Origin of the sequence: Rahnella sp. PD4 (genome assembly GCF_049199325.1) — a bacterium.
Lineage (GTDB): Bacteria > Pseudomonadota > Gammaproteobacteria > Enterobacterales > Enterobacteriaceae > Rahnella > Rahnella perminowiae.
The window spans coordinates 942560-962531 of record NZ_JBLZQF010000001.1; the positions used below are offsets into that span (position 1 = coordinate 942560).

Genomic DNA, 19972 nt, shown 5'->3' on the forward strand with positions numbered 1-19972 from the left:
CAATATGATTTTCACCGGAGGCCACCTCAGGGTGGCCTTTTCCTTGCCGGACTATGACTCAGGCCCTCCCCCCAAAGCGAAATATGCTAAACTCCGCGGCTGAAAACTTATTCAGCTCTGGAACCGCATTCTTGTCAAAGCTCACCACTGCCAGCACTTTTGCTGATAAATTACCCGCCGCTTTTTTGGAAGCTACCCGTGCCATCATGCCTGCCAGCCTGAGCATGGAGGATTTCATCGCCGCCTGCCAGCGCCCTCTTCGCCCCAGTGTGCGGGTCAACACCCTCAAAATCAGCGTGGAAGACTTTCTTACACTCGCCGGCAGTTATCAGTGGGATTTAGAGCCTGTGCCCTGGTGCGCCGAAGGTTTTTGGATCAACCGCCATGCGCTCGATGAATCGCGCTTAGGCAATGCCTTATCGCATCTTGCAGGATTGTTCTACATTCAGGAAGCCAGCTCTATGCTGCCGGTCACCGCGTTGTTTTCGCATGATACTCAGCCAGCTTTGGTGATGGATATCGCCGCCGCACCGGGTTCAAAAACGACCCAGATAGCGGCGCTGATGGAAAATCAGGGGGGCATCGTTGCCAATGAATATTCCGCAAGTCGGGTAAAAGTTTTGCATGCCAATATCAGCCGGTGTGGTGTCAGCAACACGGCACTGACACACTTTGACGGGCGTGTATTTGGTGCCGCATTGCCGGAAACTTTCGATGCGATTCTGCTGGATGCCCCCTGCTCCGGCGAAGGGGTTATCCGTAAAGATCCTGATGCCATGAGCAACTGGTCTGAAAACAGCGTTTCAGAAATTGCCGCCACACAGCGTGAACTGATTGAGAGTGCCTTTCATGCGCTGAAACCAGGTGGTGTACTGGTTTATTCAACCTGCACCCTCAACGCACAGGAAAATCAACAGGTCTGCCAGTGGCTGCTCGATACGTACGCTCATGCGGTGGAAAGTGAGTCGCTGGCTGATTTATTCGCAGGTGCGCAGAAAGCGGTAACGCCGGAAGGTTATTTGCACGTATTCCCTCAGGTTTATGACAGTGAAGGTTTCTTCGTCGCGCGTTTTCGTAAAACGGACTCTGTACCGCGCTTGCCTGTTCCGGGGTATAAAGTAGGCCGTTTTCCTTTCTCTCCGCTTTCCCGTCTGGACAGCGCGGAAATTATCAAAGCCGCCGCTCAGTCCGGGCTTTCATGGCCGGAAAAACAATACACGTTGTGGCAGCGTGACAAAGAGATCTGGATGTTCCCGGCGGTATTGGAACCCCTGTTTGGCAAGGTGCGCTTCTCGCGTATTGGTATCCGGCTGGCAGAACGCTTTCCAAAAGGCTTCCGCTGGCAGCACGAAGCCGTGGTGGCATTCAGCTATACTGATGCTAAAAACCGTTTTGACATTGACGATGAACTGGCGCAAAGCTGGTTCCGCGGCGTCGATATTTATCCGGAAACTTCCCCTCCGGCTGATGAATGTCTGGTGACATGGCTCGGTCAGCCGTTGGGATTAGCAAAGCGGATCGGCAGCAGGATTAAAAATAGTTTGCCGCGTGAACTGGTCAGGGATGGCGCGATCCGACCACAGATTTTATCGGATGATTAATTAATCCGACACTTTTGCAAACTTCTGTGCCATCAAATCATCCTGATGGCGCAGAATACTCTATCTGATCACTATTCGTAGCGATAAAAATTCATCCCGGTAAGTTTTGGTGAATTCTGTTCATCGTAGTCTTTAGATGAAATCCGGATGACAAAGTGTATAGAACCCTTACTTAGTCAAAATTTTATGCTGTATATAGTCGATAATTATTTATATTATCCAGAAAGGTTTATTGAATTATAAGTAGGAATAATCCTACCGTGACATGTATTATTGCCATCAAGATAACATTGCTAGTGATATATCATTTTCAGATATAAACCTTAATGCCTGATGTTGAGTAAAGACCTGCCAGTCGGAGAAGTGTCATGTCGGATGAAATGAAACTCGAATCAGCAGATGGACTGCTATTACAGCAAATGGCCAGCCTGCGGGATATCATCGATAACAATTCTGACTGGATCTGGGAAGTCGATACGCAGGGGCGTTATGTTTTTTCTTCGAATAAATGCATCGAGTTTCTGGGAGTTCCGCCTGAAAAAGTATTAGGAAAAACGCCGTTTGACTTCATGCCACCCGATGAAGCCAAACGGGTCGGCGAGCAGTTTGCCGCTATCGTCGAACGGCGCGCACCTTTCGGTGGTTTGCTAAACCGCAACATCCGCCCTGACGGTACGGAAGTCATTCTTGAAACCAGCGGTGTTCCGCTGTTTGACAATGAAGGTAATTTCCGGGGTTATCGGGGGATCGACCGCAATCTCACCAGCCTTGATCAGGCTCCTGGTCAGCGCCTCTTCCAGCTTGAAACCATTTATTCCAATGCACCGGTCGGTTTGTGTTTTATTGACCTGCTAATGCGCTATGTCACCGTAAACGATGCCATGGCGAATATTATCGGTTTGCAACCATACGAAGCGATTGGCCGTAAAGTTGGCGTGTTCCTGCCCGGCCTTTCTCCGTTGCTCAATAACGCACTGGAACTTGCGCAGCGCAATGAAACCACGCCTGACCGCGAATTCTCCATCCCCGGTAAGAATCAAGTTTTCTTTGTCCGTATCAAAGCGGCCTGTGATACACAAAATCAGCTTAATGGCCTTTCCGTCGCGATGACGGACATTACCAGCCTTAAACGGATGGAACGGGCACTGCGCGAAAGCCAGGAGCATTACCGCAATATGGTTGAGCTGAACCCGCAAATCCCGTGGACAGCAGATCCGCGCGGCCTGCTTAACGACGTCAGCTCACGCTTCCAGCGGATCACCGGCATGACGCGCCAGGATATTCTGGCAGATAAGTGGATCCAGAGTATGCATATAGAAGACCGCCGTGCTGCTGTACAAACCTGGGAACATTGCCTGAAAACAGGCGCACCACTGGATATTGAAGTTCGCTTCTGCCACGTTGACCGCGGCTGGAACTGGATGCGTATTCGTGCGGCAGCGAGTTATGCCTCCGACGGATCTATTCAGCGCTGGTACGGTACCGCTGAAGACGTTCATGAACGTAAATTACTTGAACTGAAACTGGTCAAAGCTAACCGCCGTCTGGAAATTCAGGCGCGCACAGACTCACTGACCAAATTACCGAACCGGCGTGAGTTTAAAAAAGTGCTCAGCCACGAATATATGCGTGCCAAGCGTAACCGCACGCCGCTGACCGTGGTGATGATAGATATCGATTACTTTAAACATTTTAACGACCACTACGGACATCTTTCCGGTGATGCCTGCCTGCGCCTGGTAGCCCGTACCTTGCGAAAATCACTCAAACGCAGTACCGATGTCGTGACACGTTTTGGCGGCGAAGAATTTGCCGCGATCTTGCCGGATACTGATTTGAAAGGTGCGTGGATTGTGGCACAGCACATTATGGAATCAATTGAAGCACTGGGTATCAAGCACAGCTTCAGCGAATTTAACCGCGTGACCATTAGCCAGGGAATTGCGACTTATATGCCAGATCAGGATCCGGACATTGAGGATCAGTCGGATATTGTGAGCGCCGCTGATGAAGCTTTGTATCTGTCAAAGAACAATGGTCGCAACCAGATTAACGCCATGCCCGTCTCCGTCAGGTTTAATCAACTTTAATCTTTTGTGCAGCCGTGCGCTATTTGCCGTGCGGCTGTTTTATCTTCCCCTCCTCTTTCTTTTGGCTGTTTTCTGCTTCGTTAAAAATTCGGCTGGCACTTTTTGTGCTGTCAGCTATCCTCATATAGGGAGGCCAACTGGTCGTACCTGATGTTACTGAAATCACACACGTCACTCTGGCAAGGAGTACCTGATGGGAAAATCGAGCATAAGAATTGGCAGTTACGAAATTGACGATGCACATCTCTCGACGCCTGAAGCAAAAGGCGGCGATAAAGTGCACATCCCCTGCAAATCAGATCCTGATTTGTGTATGCAACTTGATGCCTGGGATGACCACACCAGTGTTCCGGCCGTAGTGGATGGTCGTCACTCGGTGCTATACAAGGAGAAGTATGACGAACAGAAAGATGAGTGGATCATGCGACTGGAGTAATACCGCATGGCGAACGGAATTGTGTTCGCCATGCCGCTTGCGGTCAGCCAGCGTTTTCAACCAGTGAAATACCCCGTCCGGCAAAAAAGCGGGCAAAGACATCCACCGGTAATGTGACATCCTGCTGCGTGCGAATATCATGACCGGAGGGATTATGAAAGGTTATATACTTTCTGTCAGCATGCGTCACCAGCACCAGATGCCCACCTTTAGACGGCGGAACGGTCTCCGGTATGCGAATTGACGGGTGCACCGAAGCCATGAAGAACCGGTGACCGGCCATTTGTGCAGCAATATCCTCAGCAAAAATTCCCACTTTGACGACTGCTTTCAGCCCCAACTCCTGACGTACATACTCAACAAAAGGCGCATAAATCAATCCCTTAATGTTATCCCCCTCACGCACATAGGTGCCATATGGCAGGCTGTGTTGAGTCAGGTTAAGAACAGGCACTACTTTTCCGAAAACAGCTGCCAGCACCATTTTCAGACAGCACATCCCACAGACATGGTTTGCCCACTCAATAAATTCCTGCTGACTAGATGCGCCAGATTGTGCCCAGAGTTTGATATCACTCAGTTCAAGTTCACCGGCAATAATGCCGGCAGCGCAATCAGGGTCTTCCCATTGACTGAAATAAGGTATACCGGAAAGGGTTGTAAAAGCGCGATGAGACACTGGATTCACGGACATGACATATTCCTGAACGCCGGACAGACCACTTCAGACTGATCATATAGCGACGGGGATTTAAGGCCTGATTTTCCTTATCAGGCCCCCTCAGAGATTTAGAACTTCTCTATCATCCGAAATTTCATCAGTAACAATGGCATAGTGGGTTCAAACATCTCGTACTCTTCGAAGAAACGCTGATGTTCAGCGCGCCAGTAAGCCAGCGTGCGGTCGCCTTCACCTTCTTCCCAGGCGTGTTGTTCTGTCACCTGATCAAAAGGAACTTGTTTCACTTCGGTCAGTTGTACGGCACACACCGGATTATTGCGGCCATCAACCACCACAAAGACTTCGCCTGGTTCTGGTTCCGGGTCATCATCAAGATTAGAACAGGTGGCGGTTTTTATGCCTTCAATAACACGCTTAGCCAGTTCGTCTGCTGACGACTCGGTATCACCAAACGACCAGCGCTCTGCATCCCTGTATTTAAGTGGGATCTGCGGAATCATAATTTATCCTTTCAATTGAGATAGTTCACTGCCATAACAGTTAAACATTAGCACAAAAAAACCCGCCGCAGCGGGTTTTGCAAGCCGTAACATGTACTAAGGTCCGCAGTTCTCCGGCATCGCTACCGGCCACTGTCTTGCACTGCCGGTGCCATATAAAACGGCAATGCCGCATTCCCTGTCGACCCTTGCAAGCGGTTTACCTGTTTTATCAATCATCATCGACATCGCAGGTGTTGAAACAACGGCAACCCCGCTGTCAAAGGGGGACACGGCACTGAATAGCGGGGCAATGACAAAGTTACCCTGCATATCGACAAAACCGTAATTATGGTTAGTTTTGGCGAAGGCCAGGCCATCCACAGGCAACCCTAAGTCTGCATACGCCATGCCTTCGGCTTGTTTCCCCTGAGCGTTTATCCAGGTTTTCGTACCGTCTGAGCGTGTCAGTACAGCGTGATCATTCACCATCAGACTGGCTTGTCCCTGTACCGTCAGCATCAATTTACCGGTGTTATCGACATAACGGGTTGCTGGCGCGCCATCCTGCGGGTCATAAGAGACAGACCATGCGCTGGCTGACGGCATTGACCATCGGCCCTGAGGCATAGCCGCTACCCGCACACCTTTATCATCGATCAGCTCATACCCTGCAGGTGTCGAACGCAGAGCGCGGCCTTGTACAAAAGCAGAACTTTGGGCAACTTCCGCCACTGGCTGAATTTGCCATTCTCCTTGCGCAGAAATATAGCCTTGCTGTGGTTTACGGGATAATTTTACCCAATCACCCAGCGCACTGATACGGGTTTGCTGTTCATGCAATTCAATGTTGCCTTGAGGATCCAAAAGCCAGGACTGCCCTGCGAAAGAGGTGGCAAGAATACGTCCATCACTGAACTGAGTAACTGATAACCCGGCCGTTGGCGCGATTCTTGCTTTCGCATCATTGCCTATGATTTCAGCAACCACACTGGATTCAGTTTGGTCAGCGGCGGCCGGTTGTGTCAGTAACCAGAGTGCAGAATTGATGCGTTTTGCCTTCGCATATTTCGCTTCAACAATGGTTTTACCCTGGCTGTCCACGATGCCCCATAGGCCCCCCGGCGCTCTGAAGGCCGCCAGCCCGTTGGCGTAGTCACCGACATCCTGATAAGAGGGCTGAACAACCGTTTTCTGCGTGTTGATATCAAAGATGCCCCAGAGCGCGCCGTCGGCTGCAGTTTCACGATAACGGAACCAGCCATTACCAACAGACTCAATCTCGAAAACGCCGGGCAAATCATAATGCTTACCTGCGTGATCCAGGGCGGTCAATTTCCCATCGAGATAATCAAGCGCATAGCCATGAACAAATGGCGAAATATTGTCTTCTGTCAGCGGGATAACCATTTTGCCCTGGGCATCGATAACACCGGTTCCCTCAGCCGTTGTAACAATAAACTGTTCGATATTGCCGCTTGCATCAGCAGGTTGAATATCCTGCCATTTGCTCTCAAGCTGAAGCGAGCCGTCCGGACGCAGGAAGCCGGCACCGTTTTTAGCGTTTCCGGAACCGGGGCGAATCAACGCCAGTGGTGATTGTGCAGAAGTGGTATCATTACTGATATTCAGGGGTTCAATCCGGCTTCCATCAAGGGTACTGATATTCTTCTGAGTCAGTAGCGCCTTTCCGGATGCATCCACAATATTGACAACCTCTCCTTGTTCGTTACGCAACCACAAACGGTGGTTGATCACTTCTGCGCCGGTAATCTGCGCCAGCCATCCCACATTCTGCGAGCCACCGATTATTCCTCCGGACGGTGCAACAATCGCATTAACCTTTTTCGGATTACCTTTAGTGGTGATCAGATATTCACCGGTGTCCTGCTCCCAGGGTTCACTGCCAACGGGCAACGAAAGAGGTTGCTTACGTCCAGGTACGTATAATGTCAGAGCGTCTTTAGTGACGGGATTCAACACATAATCACCGGAGACATACAGTGAAGAGGCCTCTGCTTCGCTAAAGGTTGCGATAACCCCAGCGGAATTATCCAGTAACTTGATCCCTTCCGCAGTTTTCGCCAGCCAAAAAGCCCCGGTTTCTTCACTGACAGACAAGTACTTTTGTTCATCCGGTACGCCGTCGGTACGAATTAACGTAATTCCTTCCGCATTTTTCGCCATCGCGACAGAAGGGTTTTGCGGATCAAGAGTAATCGCGCTGTATTGCGGCAGAACACGCCAGGTAAGATTACCATCAACAATGCCGTAGCCTTTGCTGGCGTTAAAAGCGATAAAGAGATCTTTCGGGCCAAAAGGTTCCACGACTTCCATTTTGTCGGTCGCCACATGGCGGACACCGTCAGGCGAAAGCAGAACACTGTTATACGTCAGACTCAGGCGGGCCGGAACGCCGTCACTAAGGGTGGCGTCATCGACTAATTCATCCAGCGCTTTACCGACCTGTGCCCCTTTGCGGTCAATAATCTGGGTTTTTCCGCCTGCCGTCACCACAGCCAGCCCGGATTCAGTAAAGGGCTGAACATGATCAAAAGCCGGCGGAATCATCCAGTTTCCGGTCAGATCGATGAATCCCCACTTGCCTTGTTGCATGGCAGCCGCGGTACCAAAATGATAGTCACCGACTTTTTCAAAAACGGGTTTAATGACCAGTTGTCCCTGGTTATCTAAAAAGCCCCAACGTTCGCCCTGCGTATCCGCTGCAGGCAAAAGCACTGCTGCACGGCTTTCATGTACATCGCGGATACATGCATTCTGAACCGCAGGCAATGCATTATGCGTTTGCACCTCCGCCTGTGACGCCGGTAACGGAGCAAAACAACTGTCGGGTTCAGCCGCAGTTGCAGAGGCTGTCAGCGTCAATAAGGCCAGTGTGCTGCTGGTATTCAGCGCATAACGGAGTGCATTTCGTAGCCTTGAAGATTTGCTGACAAACATTAATTACCCCCGTTATCGCATGCAGGAGCCTTGGCTGGCCAGAGATAAGCCCCTTTTGCATCCACAATGACACGCTGATTACAGCGCACCTGAATTTTAGCCTGCACAGCACCATCACTGTTAAGCAAGCTGACCACGCCTTTACCCCCTGCCCAGGCATGTTTCTCGCTGAAATCATTCGCCCAGTCGAACTTAGGTAAAATAGCAAAGCGCCCGGTAGTATTGATATAGCCCAGCAGATTCCCATAAGTCGATTTCTTCATGGCGGTAGCAAAATTATTGCTCATTGCGCCCACCTGATCGAAGTAAGAACCGATCAGCTTCTTCCCTTGCTGATCAACAAAACCATACAGGCCGTTGCCATCGCGAACAGGGATCACCCCGGAGCTGGCTTTATCCGCTTGCAGACTATTGAGTCCGGCGAAACGCTGAATTTCGTTGCCGTCATTGTCATACAACACAGTCTCGCCGGTAGCGTCATCATTCATGACCAAACGCGCCATCGAGTTCAGCGCCTGAGCCTGCTCAAACCCCTCTAAAGGCACCGCCCCATGATCATTAATCAGTGTAATACGGCCATCACTGACAGCACGGCTCAGATTAAGAGGTGGGATGAAATTAAATTCAGCGGTATAAAGCGGCTGAATTTGCCAGTCACCCCGGCTGTTAACTGCCCCGAAATGAGGGGAGAAACTGAGCATAACCCAGTCTCCATCAACAGAGCTTGAGGATGCAGTAATTGCCTTGCTGACAGGAAAACGCCCTGCATTATCAAGCAATGCAACACCACCTTCGGCAGGTTGAACCAGCCAGTGGTGATGGCCTACTGGCAGCGGTCTTGAGAGTAAATCTGTCGCTAAAGTCTGACCGCTTTCAGCGCTGTAGAGGCTGTAATGGCTGGCAAGTGCACCGCGTTCACCTGGCTGATCGTTATCGGAAAGAGTAAAGACACCCTGCCCGATATACTGGAATTTACCGCTACGGCCCGCATCAGGCGCGATCGCCCAACTGCCGTCGGTTCTGATAACGCCCCAGCCCGCATCTGTCTGCGCCAGCGCGTAACCGTCGTTAAACGAATCAATCTGGATAAACTGAGGAGAAACTTTGATGCTTTTGCTCGCGACATCCCATAATCCCCAGCGCTGAGCGTCTTTTTCACCCTCAGTATAAAACAGCAGCCCGGATGACAAACGCTGAGCACCTTGCTGAATATTTGCCGGAACGTCAATCGCGTTACCACTACGATCAATCAGGTGCTTAACCTCTGTATTTCCAGCGTTGTCAGTGGCCCAGGTATAGTCACCGTTAAACGGGGAAATTTGGGTAAATACTGGCTGGATAACCCATTTGCCTGTCGCATCGACCGCTCCTGCTTTTTTATTCTCCGTGTGGATGATCAACGGTGCCTGAGAAGCATCTCCGTCAACCGATGCCCACTGCGGGTCAGAAAGCACATTTCCCTGGGAGGTGAGAATTGCAGGCGGTTTTGTTGTATCAGCGGGCGTCAGAACTGCCCATGGCAGGCTGTTTGCTGCATGGCTATCTGCTTGCGCCAAAGAACTGATGTCATCGGTCATTGGCGACGTACCCAGCGGCCTGAGCTGGTAATCTTTCAGCGCTGTCAGCGTGGCATCGTTAAGAAGTGCTACGCCGTTATTGTCATAGATCTGCGCAACCTGAGGCGTTTTACCCTCAGATTGCATCACCCAAAGGCGGTTCGCCTGTTGCAGAACTTGCGGCTTATTCACTTTCAGCGAAGCAACGTGGTTATCAGCACCAATAATCACAATACCTTTACTGCCCGTTCCCAGCGTAGCTTTGCCCCAGACAAGGATATTCTCAGATTGATCTGCAGGAATATCCTGTACTTTTTCCAGATTATTGCTGAGCAGTTGTTTGCTGTTATCTGTGCCTGTAACCAGCCAGCTCCCCGAAACCAGCAGACGCACCGATTTATACTGCTCTTTGTTTAACGAGACACCCTGCCGGTCAACGAACATCCAGACGTTCTTAGTTTTCACCGCAACGACATCGCCGCCAAGTTGCGGCTCATCACGGGTTTTCAGGATCATCGGGTCAATTGCCCAGTCACCCTTTTCGTCCAGATATCCCCAGTAACCGTCTTGTGCAGAATCCCGCTTTTTAGCCGGGATCAGCCCGGACTGAGGCAAGTCCAGGGCAATAACATCATCAGGAAGGGAAAGGGAACGATCCGTTGAGGCATTCCACAACGCAGGAGAAACTTGTGTTTGTACGCTTGCCAGTGCCTGACCGCGCACAAATCCCTGGCTGTCCAGAGAAACGGCAAACGGCAACGTTTTTATGACCGCACCTTTGCGATCAATCAGCACCAGACGGTTATCGGTCACGACCAGGGCAGTGCCCTGAGCATTGAAATCGGTTGCCCGCGTAAACTTAGGCTCAATAATCCAGTGGCCTTTTTTATCGATATACCCGAATTTATCGTCTTTTTTCGCAGCAGCCAGATCGTTCACAAAGCCCCGGGCTTCACTGAAATCAGGCCTGATTACCATATGCCCGGTGGTATCCACATAACCCCAGAGTGGTTCGCGGGATAACGCCATCTGCACAGGGGAAAGTCCCTGCTGGAAAGGCAACTGGCAATCCTTGGCTGTTTTTGCATTACCACACGCCCGTAACAGTGCGTCATCCGCATGTGCCGGCAGGCTAAAAAAAGCATTCAGAACCAGGGATAACGCACTGAAGTTTCTGAGATATTTGAATTTTTCGGAGCAATTCATCCGATGCCCTTATAACTGGATAAAATGAGAAAGTGTAGCGCCCGCATTTTTTTCATCACCCGCAAAAGGGGCGCGTGAGACGGCAAAAAATCCGATAATAATCAATTTAAAGCGAGCGCACATGCCATAAGCCTATAGGGTGTCAGCTTGTGAAAGAAAAAGCAGCTATTTTATTACTCTGTAACGAATGAACACACATTATCAATTCGCAGAAAAATACGCTCTGTATGTTACCGTTCATCTGGGTTCCTCACCTGTCGATAACCTGACAACAACATTTCAATTTCCTTATTTGAAATTAGATCATTTTCATTTACATGTGCCCGAGTGGCTAACAATTAATCTTCGGAAGATTATTACAACTATTGATTAAGGTCATTATTCCCCCCTCTTTTGTCTGGTTTTATAGATTCCAGAGCGTTCTGTGACCAATATCACTCCCGGTTCGGGTGGCGTAAGATCAGGTAGTGTTCGGTTGCAGCGTATTTCCGGTGTTTTATCTTATTGGGGGAAGCCATGCCTATCGTTCGAGCCAGATTGAGTCTGTTTGGTGGCGACACTGTCGTCATACGTTGTTCAGAAAAATGTCACATTCATCTGATGTGTGAAAATGATGTTGAGCGCAAAGGACGCCACTCAGGTTTCGGCGATATTTTGACAATTAACGATCAAAATACCGCTTATGTCGGGATCCCTTATAAAGGCGTATGGAATGTGCTTATCGATTCTCAATGTGACTCACTCGAGCATTCAATAAGTTATCTGCCTGCCTGAACACCGCTATTACCTCCCGCCCTCTGCTTTTTATCTGCGACCTTTTATCAGGTGGATGGAAAACCATTTGCCTGATATTTCCTGAATCACCTGCCAGCCCGTTCACCTCACAACGGTACAGGCAACCGCTCACACCATCCAGCAACAGAATACTGAATTGCGTAATGCCACGGAAAAAACTTTAGCTTGCTACATCAATTGCATACCGTTATTGAATTGAACATTCCATTATTTTCAAAAGACCTTTTCCTGTCTCATTTAGGTATTGCCAGCCTGAATTTCACATTGCATTCTGTCAAAGGTAATGACGTGGCACCGGCCATAACGGCCGGATTTCTTTCAGGCAAAAAAGATCCCATAATGAATAAGAAATCACTTTGCACCCTCGCTGACGTGGCGGATCTCCTTCCACAATTGCGCCAGGTTCGCCAGCACCTGCACCAATATCCAGAACTTTCCAATGAAGAATCTGCAACCGCAGCATTCGTCGCTGAAAAGCTAGAATCTCTTGGCTATCAGGTGACCACCGCCGTTGGCGGGTATGGCGTTGTCGGCTCCATGAAGCTTGGCAGCGGGTCCCGCAGCATCGGTATCCGTGCAGATATGGATGCTCTGCCCATCACCGAACAAACGGGCGTAAGCTACGCCAGCCAGTTTCCCGGAAAAATGCATGCCTGTGGCCATGACGGCCACACAACGATGCTGCTGGGCGCCGCCGCGCAGCTTGCGCGCAGCAAAAACTTTTCCGGCACAGCGCATCTTATTTTCCAGCCAGCGGAAGAAATTGGATTTAACAGCGGCGCAGAGCGCATGCTGGCCGAACAGTTATTTGAAAGGTTCCCCTGTGATGCCGTCTACGGGTTACATAATCATCCCGGCTATCCGGTTGGCAAAATGATGTTCCGTTCCGGCCCGTTTATGGCAGCCTGCGACACGGTTAATATCACAGTTCATGGCAAAGGCGGGCATGCGGCCCGACCGCATATGACGGTGGATCCTATACTGGTTGCCAGCAGTCTGGTCATCGCCTTGCAGTCGGTTATTTCGCGTAATATTGATCCCAATGAAACAGCGGTAGTGACCATAGGCTCATTACATTCAGGCCATGCGGCGAATGTCATCCCGGAAACAGCGCGCCTTGAAATGAGCGTTCGCTCCTTCGATCCTCAAGTGCGCAAAATCCTTGAAAAACGTATCCGCACTCTGGTGGAAAATCATGCTGCCGGTTACGGCGCCCGCGCTGAAATTGAATATGTTTCCGGATATCCGGTGCTGGTAAATCATGACCAGGAAACGGCATTCGCTATGGAAGTGGCGAAAGAATTGCTGGGTGAAGAAAACGTGATCGATAATCTTCCGCCAATCTCTGGCAGTGAAGACTTTGCGTATTTCCTGCAACAGAAGCCCGGCTGCTTCCTGCGCCTGGGCAATGGAGACAGTGCGGTACTACACAATCCGGCCTACAACTTTAATGATGACAGCCTGAGCTTTGGTGCAGCCTACTGGACGCGCCTGGTCGAACGCTATTTAGAGGATTAACGGCAAAAACCGAACCAGCGCATGCCGAGGTGAAAGTGATTGGCATGCGCTGCATTGTATTCCGGCCCGATGGAATTGCCAAAATACGGGCAACTCTCTGAAAATAACGTCCGCACATACTCCCCTTCTGCACCAGACTGAGGCCATTGTTTCAGAACTGTCATATGGTGTCCGTCAGCCAGCGAGAAACCGGCAACGTCCAGCGCTTGCGCCGTGGCATGTTCGCTAAGTCTGGCATCGGGCTTGTTATAGACGTTCCGGCAGGCATAACTGCCCAAATGATGGATACGTACCAGCGGCGAACCGAGTTTCTGAATGGCCAGCGGTTTCGCCACCTGTGCGACAAACATTGCGCTGCTTAGTGCAAGACGACAGCTCGCCAGATAGCTTGAACTCAATGAAACATCCCCAAATCCGCGAACCCGTACTGCATCAGTCAGCGGGCATTTCCCGCCCGTATTTCCGGCGCGGGTAAAATTAATCGCCCCCTCTTGCCGGGCACGTTCAAGCACAGCCAGACATTGCTGAGGATTGTTATCCAGCTTCCTTAATTTGTAGCGGGTAATGAAGTTTGGCGGGTCATTAATTGTCACCGGTGAGAAAGGATTATATTCCGACGGAACGTGACGGCTTATCCACGGGCCACTGCACCAGGCAACAATGATAATCACAATAACGCTTACCCAATATCGCATAGTGTTCCTTTAGCACCACCAGGCTTTAGCAGCACATTGATTTTTCACATGTAATATTTGAGTATAGCGGGTAAGTAAACAGTGTTCTGAAGGGGTTACAAGTCGGGAAATAAACTTACTTAGTTTTGACATAAATAGACATTGGGTTTGTTACTTTTATATCCGAAGACGATGTTTCTTCTCCTGTGTCCACTGTGAACTGTCCTTCATAGTGTGTAAGACCCTCGCATTACCCCTTTCAGCCCGCCCCGAGCGGGCTTTTTTTTGTGCCGTCTCAAGATCAAGCCATGTGTGACGCAGCAAAAGACATTAAGCTGCGTCACCCGATACACTGAAAAGCTTACTTATGGGTAAAGTCGATCACCATCCGGCCTTTAATTTTGCCTTGTTCCATTTCATGGAATATCGCATTGATATCGCCCAGCGGACGCTTGGTGACTTTCGGCACCACTTTACCTTCAGCGGCAAACTGGAACGCTTCGGCAAGATCTTCACGGGTACCGACCAGTGAACCCACGACCTGAATGCCGTCAAGCACCAAACGAGGAATATTCAGGCTCATTGATTCCGGCGGTAAACCCACAGCAACAATACGCCCACCCGCTCGCATCGCATCAACTGCTGAGTTAAAAGCGGATTTCGCCGTTGCCGTTACCACCGCTGCATGAGCGCCACCGACTTTCTCCTGAATAATTTTTGCTGCATCGTCTTTTAGCATATTAATGGTCAGGTCTGCGCCCATATCGGCGGCAAACTCTAATTGCTGATCATTAACATCAATAGCAATCACTTTGGCATTGAAGACATTTTTCGCATATTGCAAAGCCAGATTACCTAAACCGCCCAGGCCATAAATAGCAATCCATTTACCCGGCTGAATACCTGATACTTTTACGGCTTTATAAGTGGTCACGCCTGCGCAGGTCACGCTACTTGCAGCAGCAGACTCCAGACCGTCGGGAACTTTCACCGCATAATCGGCCGAGACAATGCATTCTTCAGCCATGCCACCATCAATGGTATACCCTGCATTAATAACCTGTCGGCATAACGTTTCGTTACCGGTTGTACAATATTCGCAATGCCCGCAGCCTTTATAGAACCACGCGACGCTGGCACGATCGCCCACTTTCAGCGCAGTGACTCCAGGGCCAATTTTCTTTACAATGCCAATCCCTTCATGACCGAGGATGACCCCGGTCTTGTCACCAAAATCACCGTTTTTGACATGCAAATCCGTATGACATACACCACAGCACTCCATCTCTAAAAGTGCCTCACCATGTTCAAGGTCGCGCAGAGTCTTCTCGACGACGCCCACTGAATGGTCTTGATTAACAACAGCAGCTTTCATTTTCCTTTCCTTAACGTTGTGGCGGAGCCTCAACGTTACAACGCTATTTGTCCGGCTGCAAATGAGAATCAAATGCTTTAACTGCAGAGTTCAGCATGAGAGCGGAAAGTTTTATTTCCATTGTGGATGGGCAAGAGGTTAGAAGCTATGAAGCAGCACAGGATAATGGGTTCAAGACAACATTAAGGCTACAGCAATCAGACTCGTTCTCCTCTGTTGCAAGAATAAGAAATAATCATGCCTTAAACCCGGTGAAATCAGAGGATTTTTTTCATTGAAGGAGAAGCGTGGAAGATGAAATCATTCCTTTCATAGAATGGAATTGCCTCTTTCCTTGCATCAAGAAAAACAAAATTCATCTCCCTGCTTTGAGCCTCACTAACAGCGAAATCAAGAAGCAATCTGCCTGTCCCTGATTGGCGTTCATTCTCATCAACGACCAGATCATCAATGTGCAGGTGAGAACCTCGTGCCAGCGTGTGTACAGGTCTTATACCCATCACACCAATAATCCTTTCTTCGAGGACTGCAGCAACAAGCTCATATCCGTTCAGAGTTTGAATTCTTACGCTTTTTAAAAATTCGCCTTTGGTGATGTTTCTTAGTTGAGCAATGATCGGGAATGCGCTTTCCCACTCTGAAGGAAGTAACTTTTTAATCTGAACAGTCATAAAATATCCAATTCAATAAGCCTAGCTATCATTTATAGGATTATTATTATTACATTGCAATAGGTGTTCAGTTGCACCCTGATAAGCACAGCCAGTAGTCACTTCAAATCCACTGAACCTAAGATTGCCCGAAAAATGTCCTAATTAGCCGGGGGTATAATTTAATTGAGATGTGATGGGGGTAAAACTGGAAAAACTTCTTAGATGAAAGGTTAAAAAACACGCCCAGAAAGGAATATGCACTTATTGTTAAACCGGCTCTCTTTAAAAAAAGGGTGCACAACGCACCCTTTTAGCCACTCAAATTTGATTCTCGATACTACATCATTCTAAAAGATGCAGTTATTACCACGAACGGCAAATACCAGAACCACAATAGCAATGCTATAAATAAGAGCCCGCAAGCTGACGGTTTTCCGGCTTCGTTACTTTTAGATTTATGTTTTTTGATAAATAAACCTAACAGCAGTAAATCGATAACAACCAGTATTGCCAGCGGTACGTACGGAGCAAGGCTAAGAAAGCTACTGCTAAAGTGAAGCAGGAATCTTAATGACAGGAAAATTTTGTAAGCCAAAACAACTATCAGCAACAAGGACGTCCATTTGGCGTAGATAAAACCTTTGAAAAGTTTATCTAATGCGCCTGGTGTACCAGAATTTCTCCCGCCGGTATGCCCGTATGAGGATTTGTAATCTTGCTGGAGATTGTTAGGGGGAGGCGTATAGGATTGACTTTTATCATATGCTCCCATGTTGTCATGGCGATGAAAATCTCGTTCTTTTTCTTCACAGAACGGACAGTGATGGTTATCGATTTCCCGATAACAGGTTGGACAAGCACCCATGATTTTTCCTTGTTAGAAAAAACATCTCCCCACATTGTGGGGTCGTTCTCTCCCTTAACATCAGAGAGATATTATTTATTATTGTTATTCTTAATCTACAGATTTTGTCATTAGTTGTTCTGTAAGGCAACTGCAAATTTGTTGGCTAACAAAATTAAATATCAATTTTATTTAAGTTCGCTTCCTGTGGCGCTCCTCTCCTGCTACTCATATCAAATAATTAAATCAAACATTTGCACTGTATTTACATACAGCCAAATTCACATCCTCAGAAAGGAAGATGTGATGAGTGTAAATAAGCTGTCTGCCGGCAAATGGTCGTGCGAATACGACCCGAGCGGGCGCGAGGGTAAGCAGTTTGTCTCCAGGTATGTATCAGTACGGGGCCGTCTGCCCGCACACAAGAAATGCAGTCCCCGGCGCGCCCTCTGTTAAGGCTAACGCCTGATGATTTTAAAATCATTGAAAAGGTGCATTTGAATATATTGAGCGAGAGTTTTAAATAGATTCAACCAGTCAACACCCTCGCTTTAAATATTTCCAGCCATGAAACTGATGAAAGTATTTCATGGTTACACCTTAATACACAACATCATTTCTTTGTCGCTTTGCAATATAGAGATTTGCATCCGCTTTAGAAATCATCTCTTGTAATGAGGCATTGTCTTTATCATATTGAGATATGCCGATACTCACTGACAGAAATAACCCCTCCAGCTTTATGCTCTTAACTGCCTCACGAATTCTATTTGCGATTAAAAACGCATCAGATGCCCCGGTATTTTTAAGTGCAACGATAAACTCATCTCCCCCTACCCTGCCGGCAAAATCATTGCTGCGCAGGCATTTGAGTATTTTTTTTGCGCAAAGAGAAATTGCCAAATCACCTTTTTCGTGACCGAAAGAGTTATTTACCTCTCTTAAATGATCAAGGTCTATGACTAATACGCTAAAAGGTAAGTTATTTTTTTTACTTTTCGCCAGTTCGTAGGTAGCTTTCGCGTAAAATGCCTCTCTTCGCAGGCAACCTGTCAGCCCATCAGTAGAAGCATATACATTCAGAACCCTGAGATATCCGCCTGCTATTAATGACAGCAAGTAACTAATGAGCATAGATAAAAAAATTATAATTAGCGCAGGCCAGGCATTTGATGAATTCAGTACAGATTTTAAAAAAGTAGGCTTTTCAATAATCGTTGATTTCCGTATTTTAACACCTGCCAAGTTGTAGCTTTTATCATGCATAGGTAAAACTGAAATTAATGTGTTATCATCTGCAAATCTTCCAATGGCGAAACCACGATTAATACATACTCTCGTTAATACAACGGATATGTTGCGAGGCTGTATATTTTTGAGGGAATTTAAAAAGTCGCGAACCTTTGCATTACATTCCTGCGGGCTACCTGTATTAGAGAACAATAACGTTTTAACTTGCACCTCGGTGTAAGGTGAGGGGTGATGAGTATAGTTCTCAGTTGCAATGACTCCTCCTGAGTTATCAGGATCATAAAAACTCCCCATATTATGGATATTATTAACATTCCCTTTCCACTCCTGAACTTCCTGACTGTATAGCAAAGGGAAAATGATAAATGACGATATTACGCCACCAAAAAAAACAAACGAAACCGGTTTTGTAAGCAATGGAAGTAAGACCACCCACCTCCAACTTGAATAAATCATCATGTCCTCACTGGTGATCAAGATTTCGTTTCATAGCATGAAAATAATTATTTTTGACCTTAGAACTGTCAAAATAACATCACTGGTGGTTCTGACAAAGATCTTTTAAGGCAAATTTTTGACGATCCGTTAACTAAGCTTACCCCATGAATTAATTGATATTTTTCGCTAAACTTCAAGGGCGTTGTGCCTTTGACAGACAATCTGACTAAAGTTGTATGCCTGCCCGGACGGCAGTGGATTTGTAACTGCGCCGAATCAGGGGTGTTGCTGTCTGATGTAAGTTATGAGGCAATGGAAAATCACTAAAATAAGCCAAATACATCAGAAAAATTCCATTTCATCGTACGGGCTTTCTTTGCAGGAACGGAGCCGGCTTTCAAGGTCACCACAATGAACCTCTAACTGATAGCCATCGGGATCGAGAAAGTAAATTGACTCCCCTTCACTCTTATTGCTTTTCCACTCTGTGGCACCGGCATGCTGTATTTTCTCGCGAAATGAAGCCATGTCGCCTGTGGTGTAAAACCAAGAACATCCACATAGAAACGAAAACTGCGGGGCAAATGACTGACAGCAAGAGTAAGGTGATTCAATCCAAATACAAAAAAACTGAATACGATTCCCGTCGCGGCAATAAATGCTACTCATACCTATTTATCAATGGATTAATTAAAAACTCTTTAAAGTAAAGCCTTCCGTCACTTGTTTATACCTTCATTAAATATCAATCAGTTAGCATCATTTCGAAATAAATTCGGGGAATTTTCGAGACTGGATTTATGGATTGCATAATCGGTCATCAATAATAATCCTCTGAAAATCTCCTTTTTAAATGTTCTCTAACTGTGTCTTTATCTGCATAAGCATAACGTAATGCCTCACTTTTAAAATGGACTTAAGAAAATGGCAATATCAGCTTATTTATGGCTTAAAGACGACGGCGGCGCTCTGATTAAAGGCGGTGTGGATGTCATCGGACGGGAATATAGCATCGAAGTAAAAGGATTCCATCATAATCTGATGATCCCTACCGATAACGCGACGGGTAAAGTAACGGGTACCCGCATGCACTCCCCATTGCTCATCGTGAAGGACTTTGACAGCTCCAGCCCTTACATTTACAAGGCAGTAGCAACAGGCCAAGGCCTTGAGTCTGCGGAGATCAAATGGTATCGGATCAATGATGCAGGTCAGGAAGTAGAGTATTTCAACATGCTGTTAGAAAAGGTACGTATCGTTTCAATTTCGCCAGCAATTGCCGCAAACAGCAATCCTAATGACAATCACATGGAAACAGTTGAACTTCGGTACGAAAAAATTACGTGGAAGCACAATGATGGGAACATCATATTTGCTGACTCGTGGAATGATCGCCAGACCGCATAATTAAAA

The 19972-nt window shown here is 47.8% G+C and carries 15 protein-coding genes and 1 pseudogene; 6 read left to right on the forward strand and 10 right to left on the reverse strand.

What is annotated here, in order from left to right:
* Positions 1-83 precede the first annotated feature (83 nt).
* The 3 genes from rsmF (at position 84) to ACOZIO_RS04225 (ending at position 4127) form a co-directional block, all read left to right on the forward strand.
* Positions 84-1601, forward strand: coding sequence for a 16S rRNA (cytosine(1407)-C(5))-methyltransferase RsmF (rsmF, locus tag ACOZIO_RS04215; RefSeq protein ID WP_421594944.1), 1518 nt, complete (start codon positions 84-86; stop codon positions 1599-1601).
* A gap of 368 nt (positions 1602-1969) precedes the next feature.
* Positions 1970-3691 (forward strand): sensor domain-containing diguanylate cyclase, encoded by a 1722-nt coding sequence (locus ACOZIO_RS04220; RefSeq protein WP_421594945.1) that lies wholly within the window; start codon positions 1970-1972, stop codon positions 3689-3691.
* A 193-nt stretch (positions 3692-3884) separates the two neighbouring features.
* Positions 3885-4127, forward strand: coding sequence for a YebV family protein (locus ACOZIO_RS04225; protein ID WP_013576157.1), 243 nt, complete (start codon positions 3885-3887; stop codon positions 4125-4127).
* A 43-nt stretch (positions 4128-4170) separates the two neighbouring features.
* On the opposite strand, the gene ACOZIO_RS04230 is transcribed toward ACOZIO_RS04225, so the two are convergent.
* The 4 genes from ACOZIO_RS04230 to ACOZIO_RS04245 form a co-directional block, all read right to left on the reverse strand.
* Positions 4171-4821 carry a hypothetical protein gene (locus tag ACOZIO_RS04230; RefSeq protein WP_129990455.1) on the reverse strand — a complete coding sequence of 217 codons (651 nt, stop codon included), beginning with the start codon at positions 4819-4821 and terminating at the stop codon, positions 4171-4173.
* Between the two features lie 95 nt (positions 4822-4916).
* Positions 4917-5309 carry an ASCH domain-containing protein gene (locus tag ACOZIO_RS04235; protein ID WP_129951752.1) on the reverse strand — a complete coding sequence of 131 codons (393 nt, stop codon included), beginning with the start codon at positions 5307-5309 and terminating at the stop codon, positions 4917-4919.
* Between the two features lie 96 nt (positions 5310-5405).
* A complete protein-coding gene (locus tag ACOZIO_RS04240) occupies positions 5406-8249 on the reverse strand; it encodes a WG repeat-containing protein (RefSeq protein WP_421594946.1) in 2844 nt (947 codons plus the stop codon).
* Positions 8249-11011, reverse strand: coding sequence for a WG repeat-containing protein (locus tag ACOZIO_RS04245; protein ID WP_421594947.1), 2763 nt, complete (start codon positions 11009-11011; stop codon positions 8249-8251). Before ACOZIO_RS04245 ends, ACOZIO_RS04240 begins: the two co-directional genes overlap by 1 nt.
* Positions 11012-11527: 516 nt before the next feature.
* Here ACOZIO_RS04245 and ACOZIO_RS04250 point away from each other — a divergent pair.
* Complete coding sequence (locus ACOZIO_RS04250) at positions 11528-11785, forward strand: DUF1883 domain-containing protein (RefSeq protein ID WP_129951755.1); 258 nt, start codon at positions 11528-11530, stop codon at positions 11783-11785.
* Between the two features lie 360 nt (positions 11786-12145).
* Entirely contained in the window at positions 12146-13324 is a 1179-nt protein-coding gene (locus ACOZIO_RS04255) for a M20 aminoacylase family protein (RefSeq protein ID WP_129990459.1), read from the forward strand.
* Here the strand turns inward: ACOZIO_RS04255 and ACOZIO_RS04260 are convergent.
* The 6 genes and pseudogenes from ACOZIO_RS04260 to ACOZIO_RS04285 form a co-directional block, all read right to left on the reverse strand.
* A complete protein-coding gene (locus tag ACOZIO_RS04260; protein ID WP_129951757.1) occupies positions 13321-14019 on the reverse strand; it encodes an extensin family protein in 699 nt (232 codons plus the stop codon). The two genes, ACOZIO_RS04255 and ACOZIO_RS04260, sit on opposite strands and share 4 nt — an antisense overlap.
* Positions 14020-14359: 340 nt before the next feature.
* Positions 14360-15373, reverse strand: a complete 1014-nt coding sequence (gene adhP, locus ACOZIO_RS04265; RefSeq protein ID WP_129951758.1) for an alcohol dehydrogenase AdhP — start codon at positions 15371-15373, stop codon at positions 14360-14362.
* Between the two features lie 257 nt (positions 15374-15630).
* The gene (locus tag ACOZIO_RS04270; RefSeq protein WP_129990460.1) at positions 15631-16044 is read right to left on the reverse strand and encodes a GNAT family N-acetyltransferase; all 414 of its coding nucleotides are present in this window, start codon (positions 16042-16044) and stop codon (positions 15631-15633) included.
* A 319-nt stretch (positions 16045-16363) separates the two neighbouring features.
* Complete coding sequence (locus tag ACOZIO_RS04275; protein ID WP_129951760.1) at positions 16364-16891, reverse strand: hypothetical protein; 528 nt, start codon at positions 16889-16891, stop codon at positions 16364-16366.
* Positions 16892-17470: 579 nt separating this feature from the next.
* Complete coding sequence (locus tag ACOZIO_RS04280) at positions 17471-18580, reverse strand: GGDEF domain-containing protein (protein ID WP_421594948.1); 1110 nt, start codon at positions 18578-18580, stop codon at positions 17471-17473.
* 321 nt (positions 18581-18901) lie between these two features.
* Positions 18902-19200, reverse strand: a pseudogene (locus ACOZIO_RS04285) (VOC family protein).
* A gap of 283 nt (positions 19201-19483) precedes the next feature.
* Between ACOZIO_RS04285 and ACOZIO_RS04290 the strand changes: the two are divergent.
* A complete protein-coding gene (locus ACOZIO_RS04290; protein WP_129951761.1) occupies positions 19484-19966 on the forward strand; it encodes an Hcp family type VI secretion system effector in 483 nt (160 codons plus the stop codon).
* Positions 19967-19972 lie beyond the last annotated feature (6 nt).

Bases quoted from the DNA above. Each gene is read 5' to 3' on its own strand.
- rsmF (WP_421594944.1), top strand. From the start codon at position 84: ATGCTAAACTCCGCGGCTGAAAACTTATTCAGCTCTGGAACCGCATTC.
- ACOZIO_RS04220 (WP_421594945.1), top strand. From the start codon at position 1,970: ATGTCGGATGAAATGAAACTCGAATCAGCAGATGGACTGCTATTACAG.
- ACOZIO_RS04225 (WP_013576157.1), top strand. From the start codon at position 3,885: ATGGGAAAATCGAGCATAAGAATTGGCAGTTACGAAATTGACGATGCA.
- ACOZIO_RS04230 (WP_129990455.1), bottom strand. From the start codon at position 4,821: ATGTCCGTGAATCCAGTGTCTCATCGCGCTTTTACAACCCTTTCCGGT.
- ACOZIO_RS04235 (WP_129951752.1), bottom strand. From the start codon at position 5,309: ATGATTCCGCAGATCCCACTTAAATACAGGGATGCAGAGCGCTGGTCG.
- ACOZIO_RS04240 (WP_421594946.1), bottom strand. From the start codon at position 8,249: ATGTTTGTCAGCAAATCTTCAAGGCTACGAAATGCACTCCGTTATGCG.
- ACOZIO_RS04245 (WP_421594947.1), bottom strand. From the start codon at position 11,011: ATGAATTGCTCCGAAAAATTCAAATATCTCAGAAACTTCAGTGCGTTA.
- ACOZIO_RS04250 (WP_129951755.1), top strand. From the start codon at position 11,528: ATGCCTATCGTTCGAGCCAGATTGAGTCTGTTTGGTGGCGACACTGTC.
- ACOZIO_RS04255 (WP_129990459.1), top strand. From the start codon at position 12,146: ATGAATAAGAAATCACTTTGCACCCTCGCTGACGTGGCGGATCTCCTT.
- ACOZIO_RS04260 (WP_129951757.1), bottom strand. From the start codon at position 14,019: ATGCGATATTGGGTAAGCGTTATTGTGATTATCATTGTTGCCTGGTGC.
- adhP (WP_129951758.1), bottom strand. From the start codon at position 15,373: ATGAAAGCTGCTGTTGTTAATCAAGACCATTCAGTGGGCGTCGTCGAG.
- ACOZIO_RS04270 (WP_129990460.1), bottom strand. From the start codon at position 16,044: ATGACTGTTCAGATTAAAAAGTTACTTCCTTCAGAGTGGGAAAGCGCA.
- ACOZIO_RS04275 (WP_129951760.1), bottom strand. From the start codon at position 16,891: ATGGGTGCTTGTCCAACCTGTTATCGGGAAATCGATAACCATCACTGT.
- ACOZIO_RS04280 (WP_421594948.1), bottom strand. From the start codon at position 18,580: ATGATGATTTATTCAAGTTGGAGGTGGGTGGTCTTACTTCCATTGCTT.
- ACOZIO_RS04290 (WP_129951761.1), top strand. From the start codon at position 19,484: ATGGCAATATCAGCTTATTTATGGCTTAAAGACGACGGCGGCGCTCTG.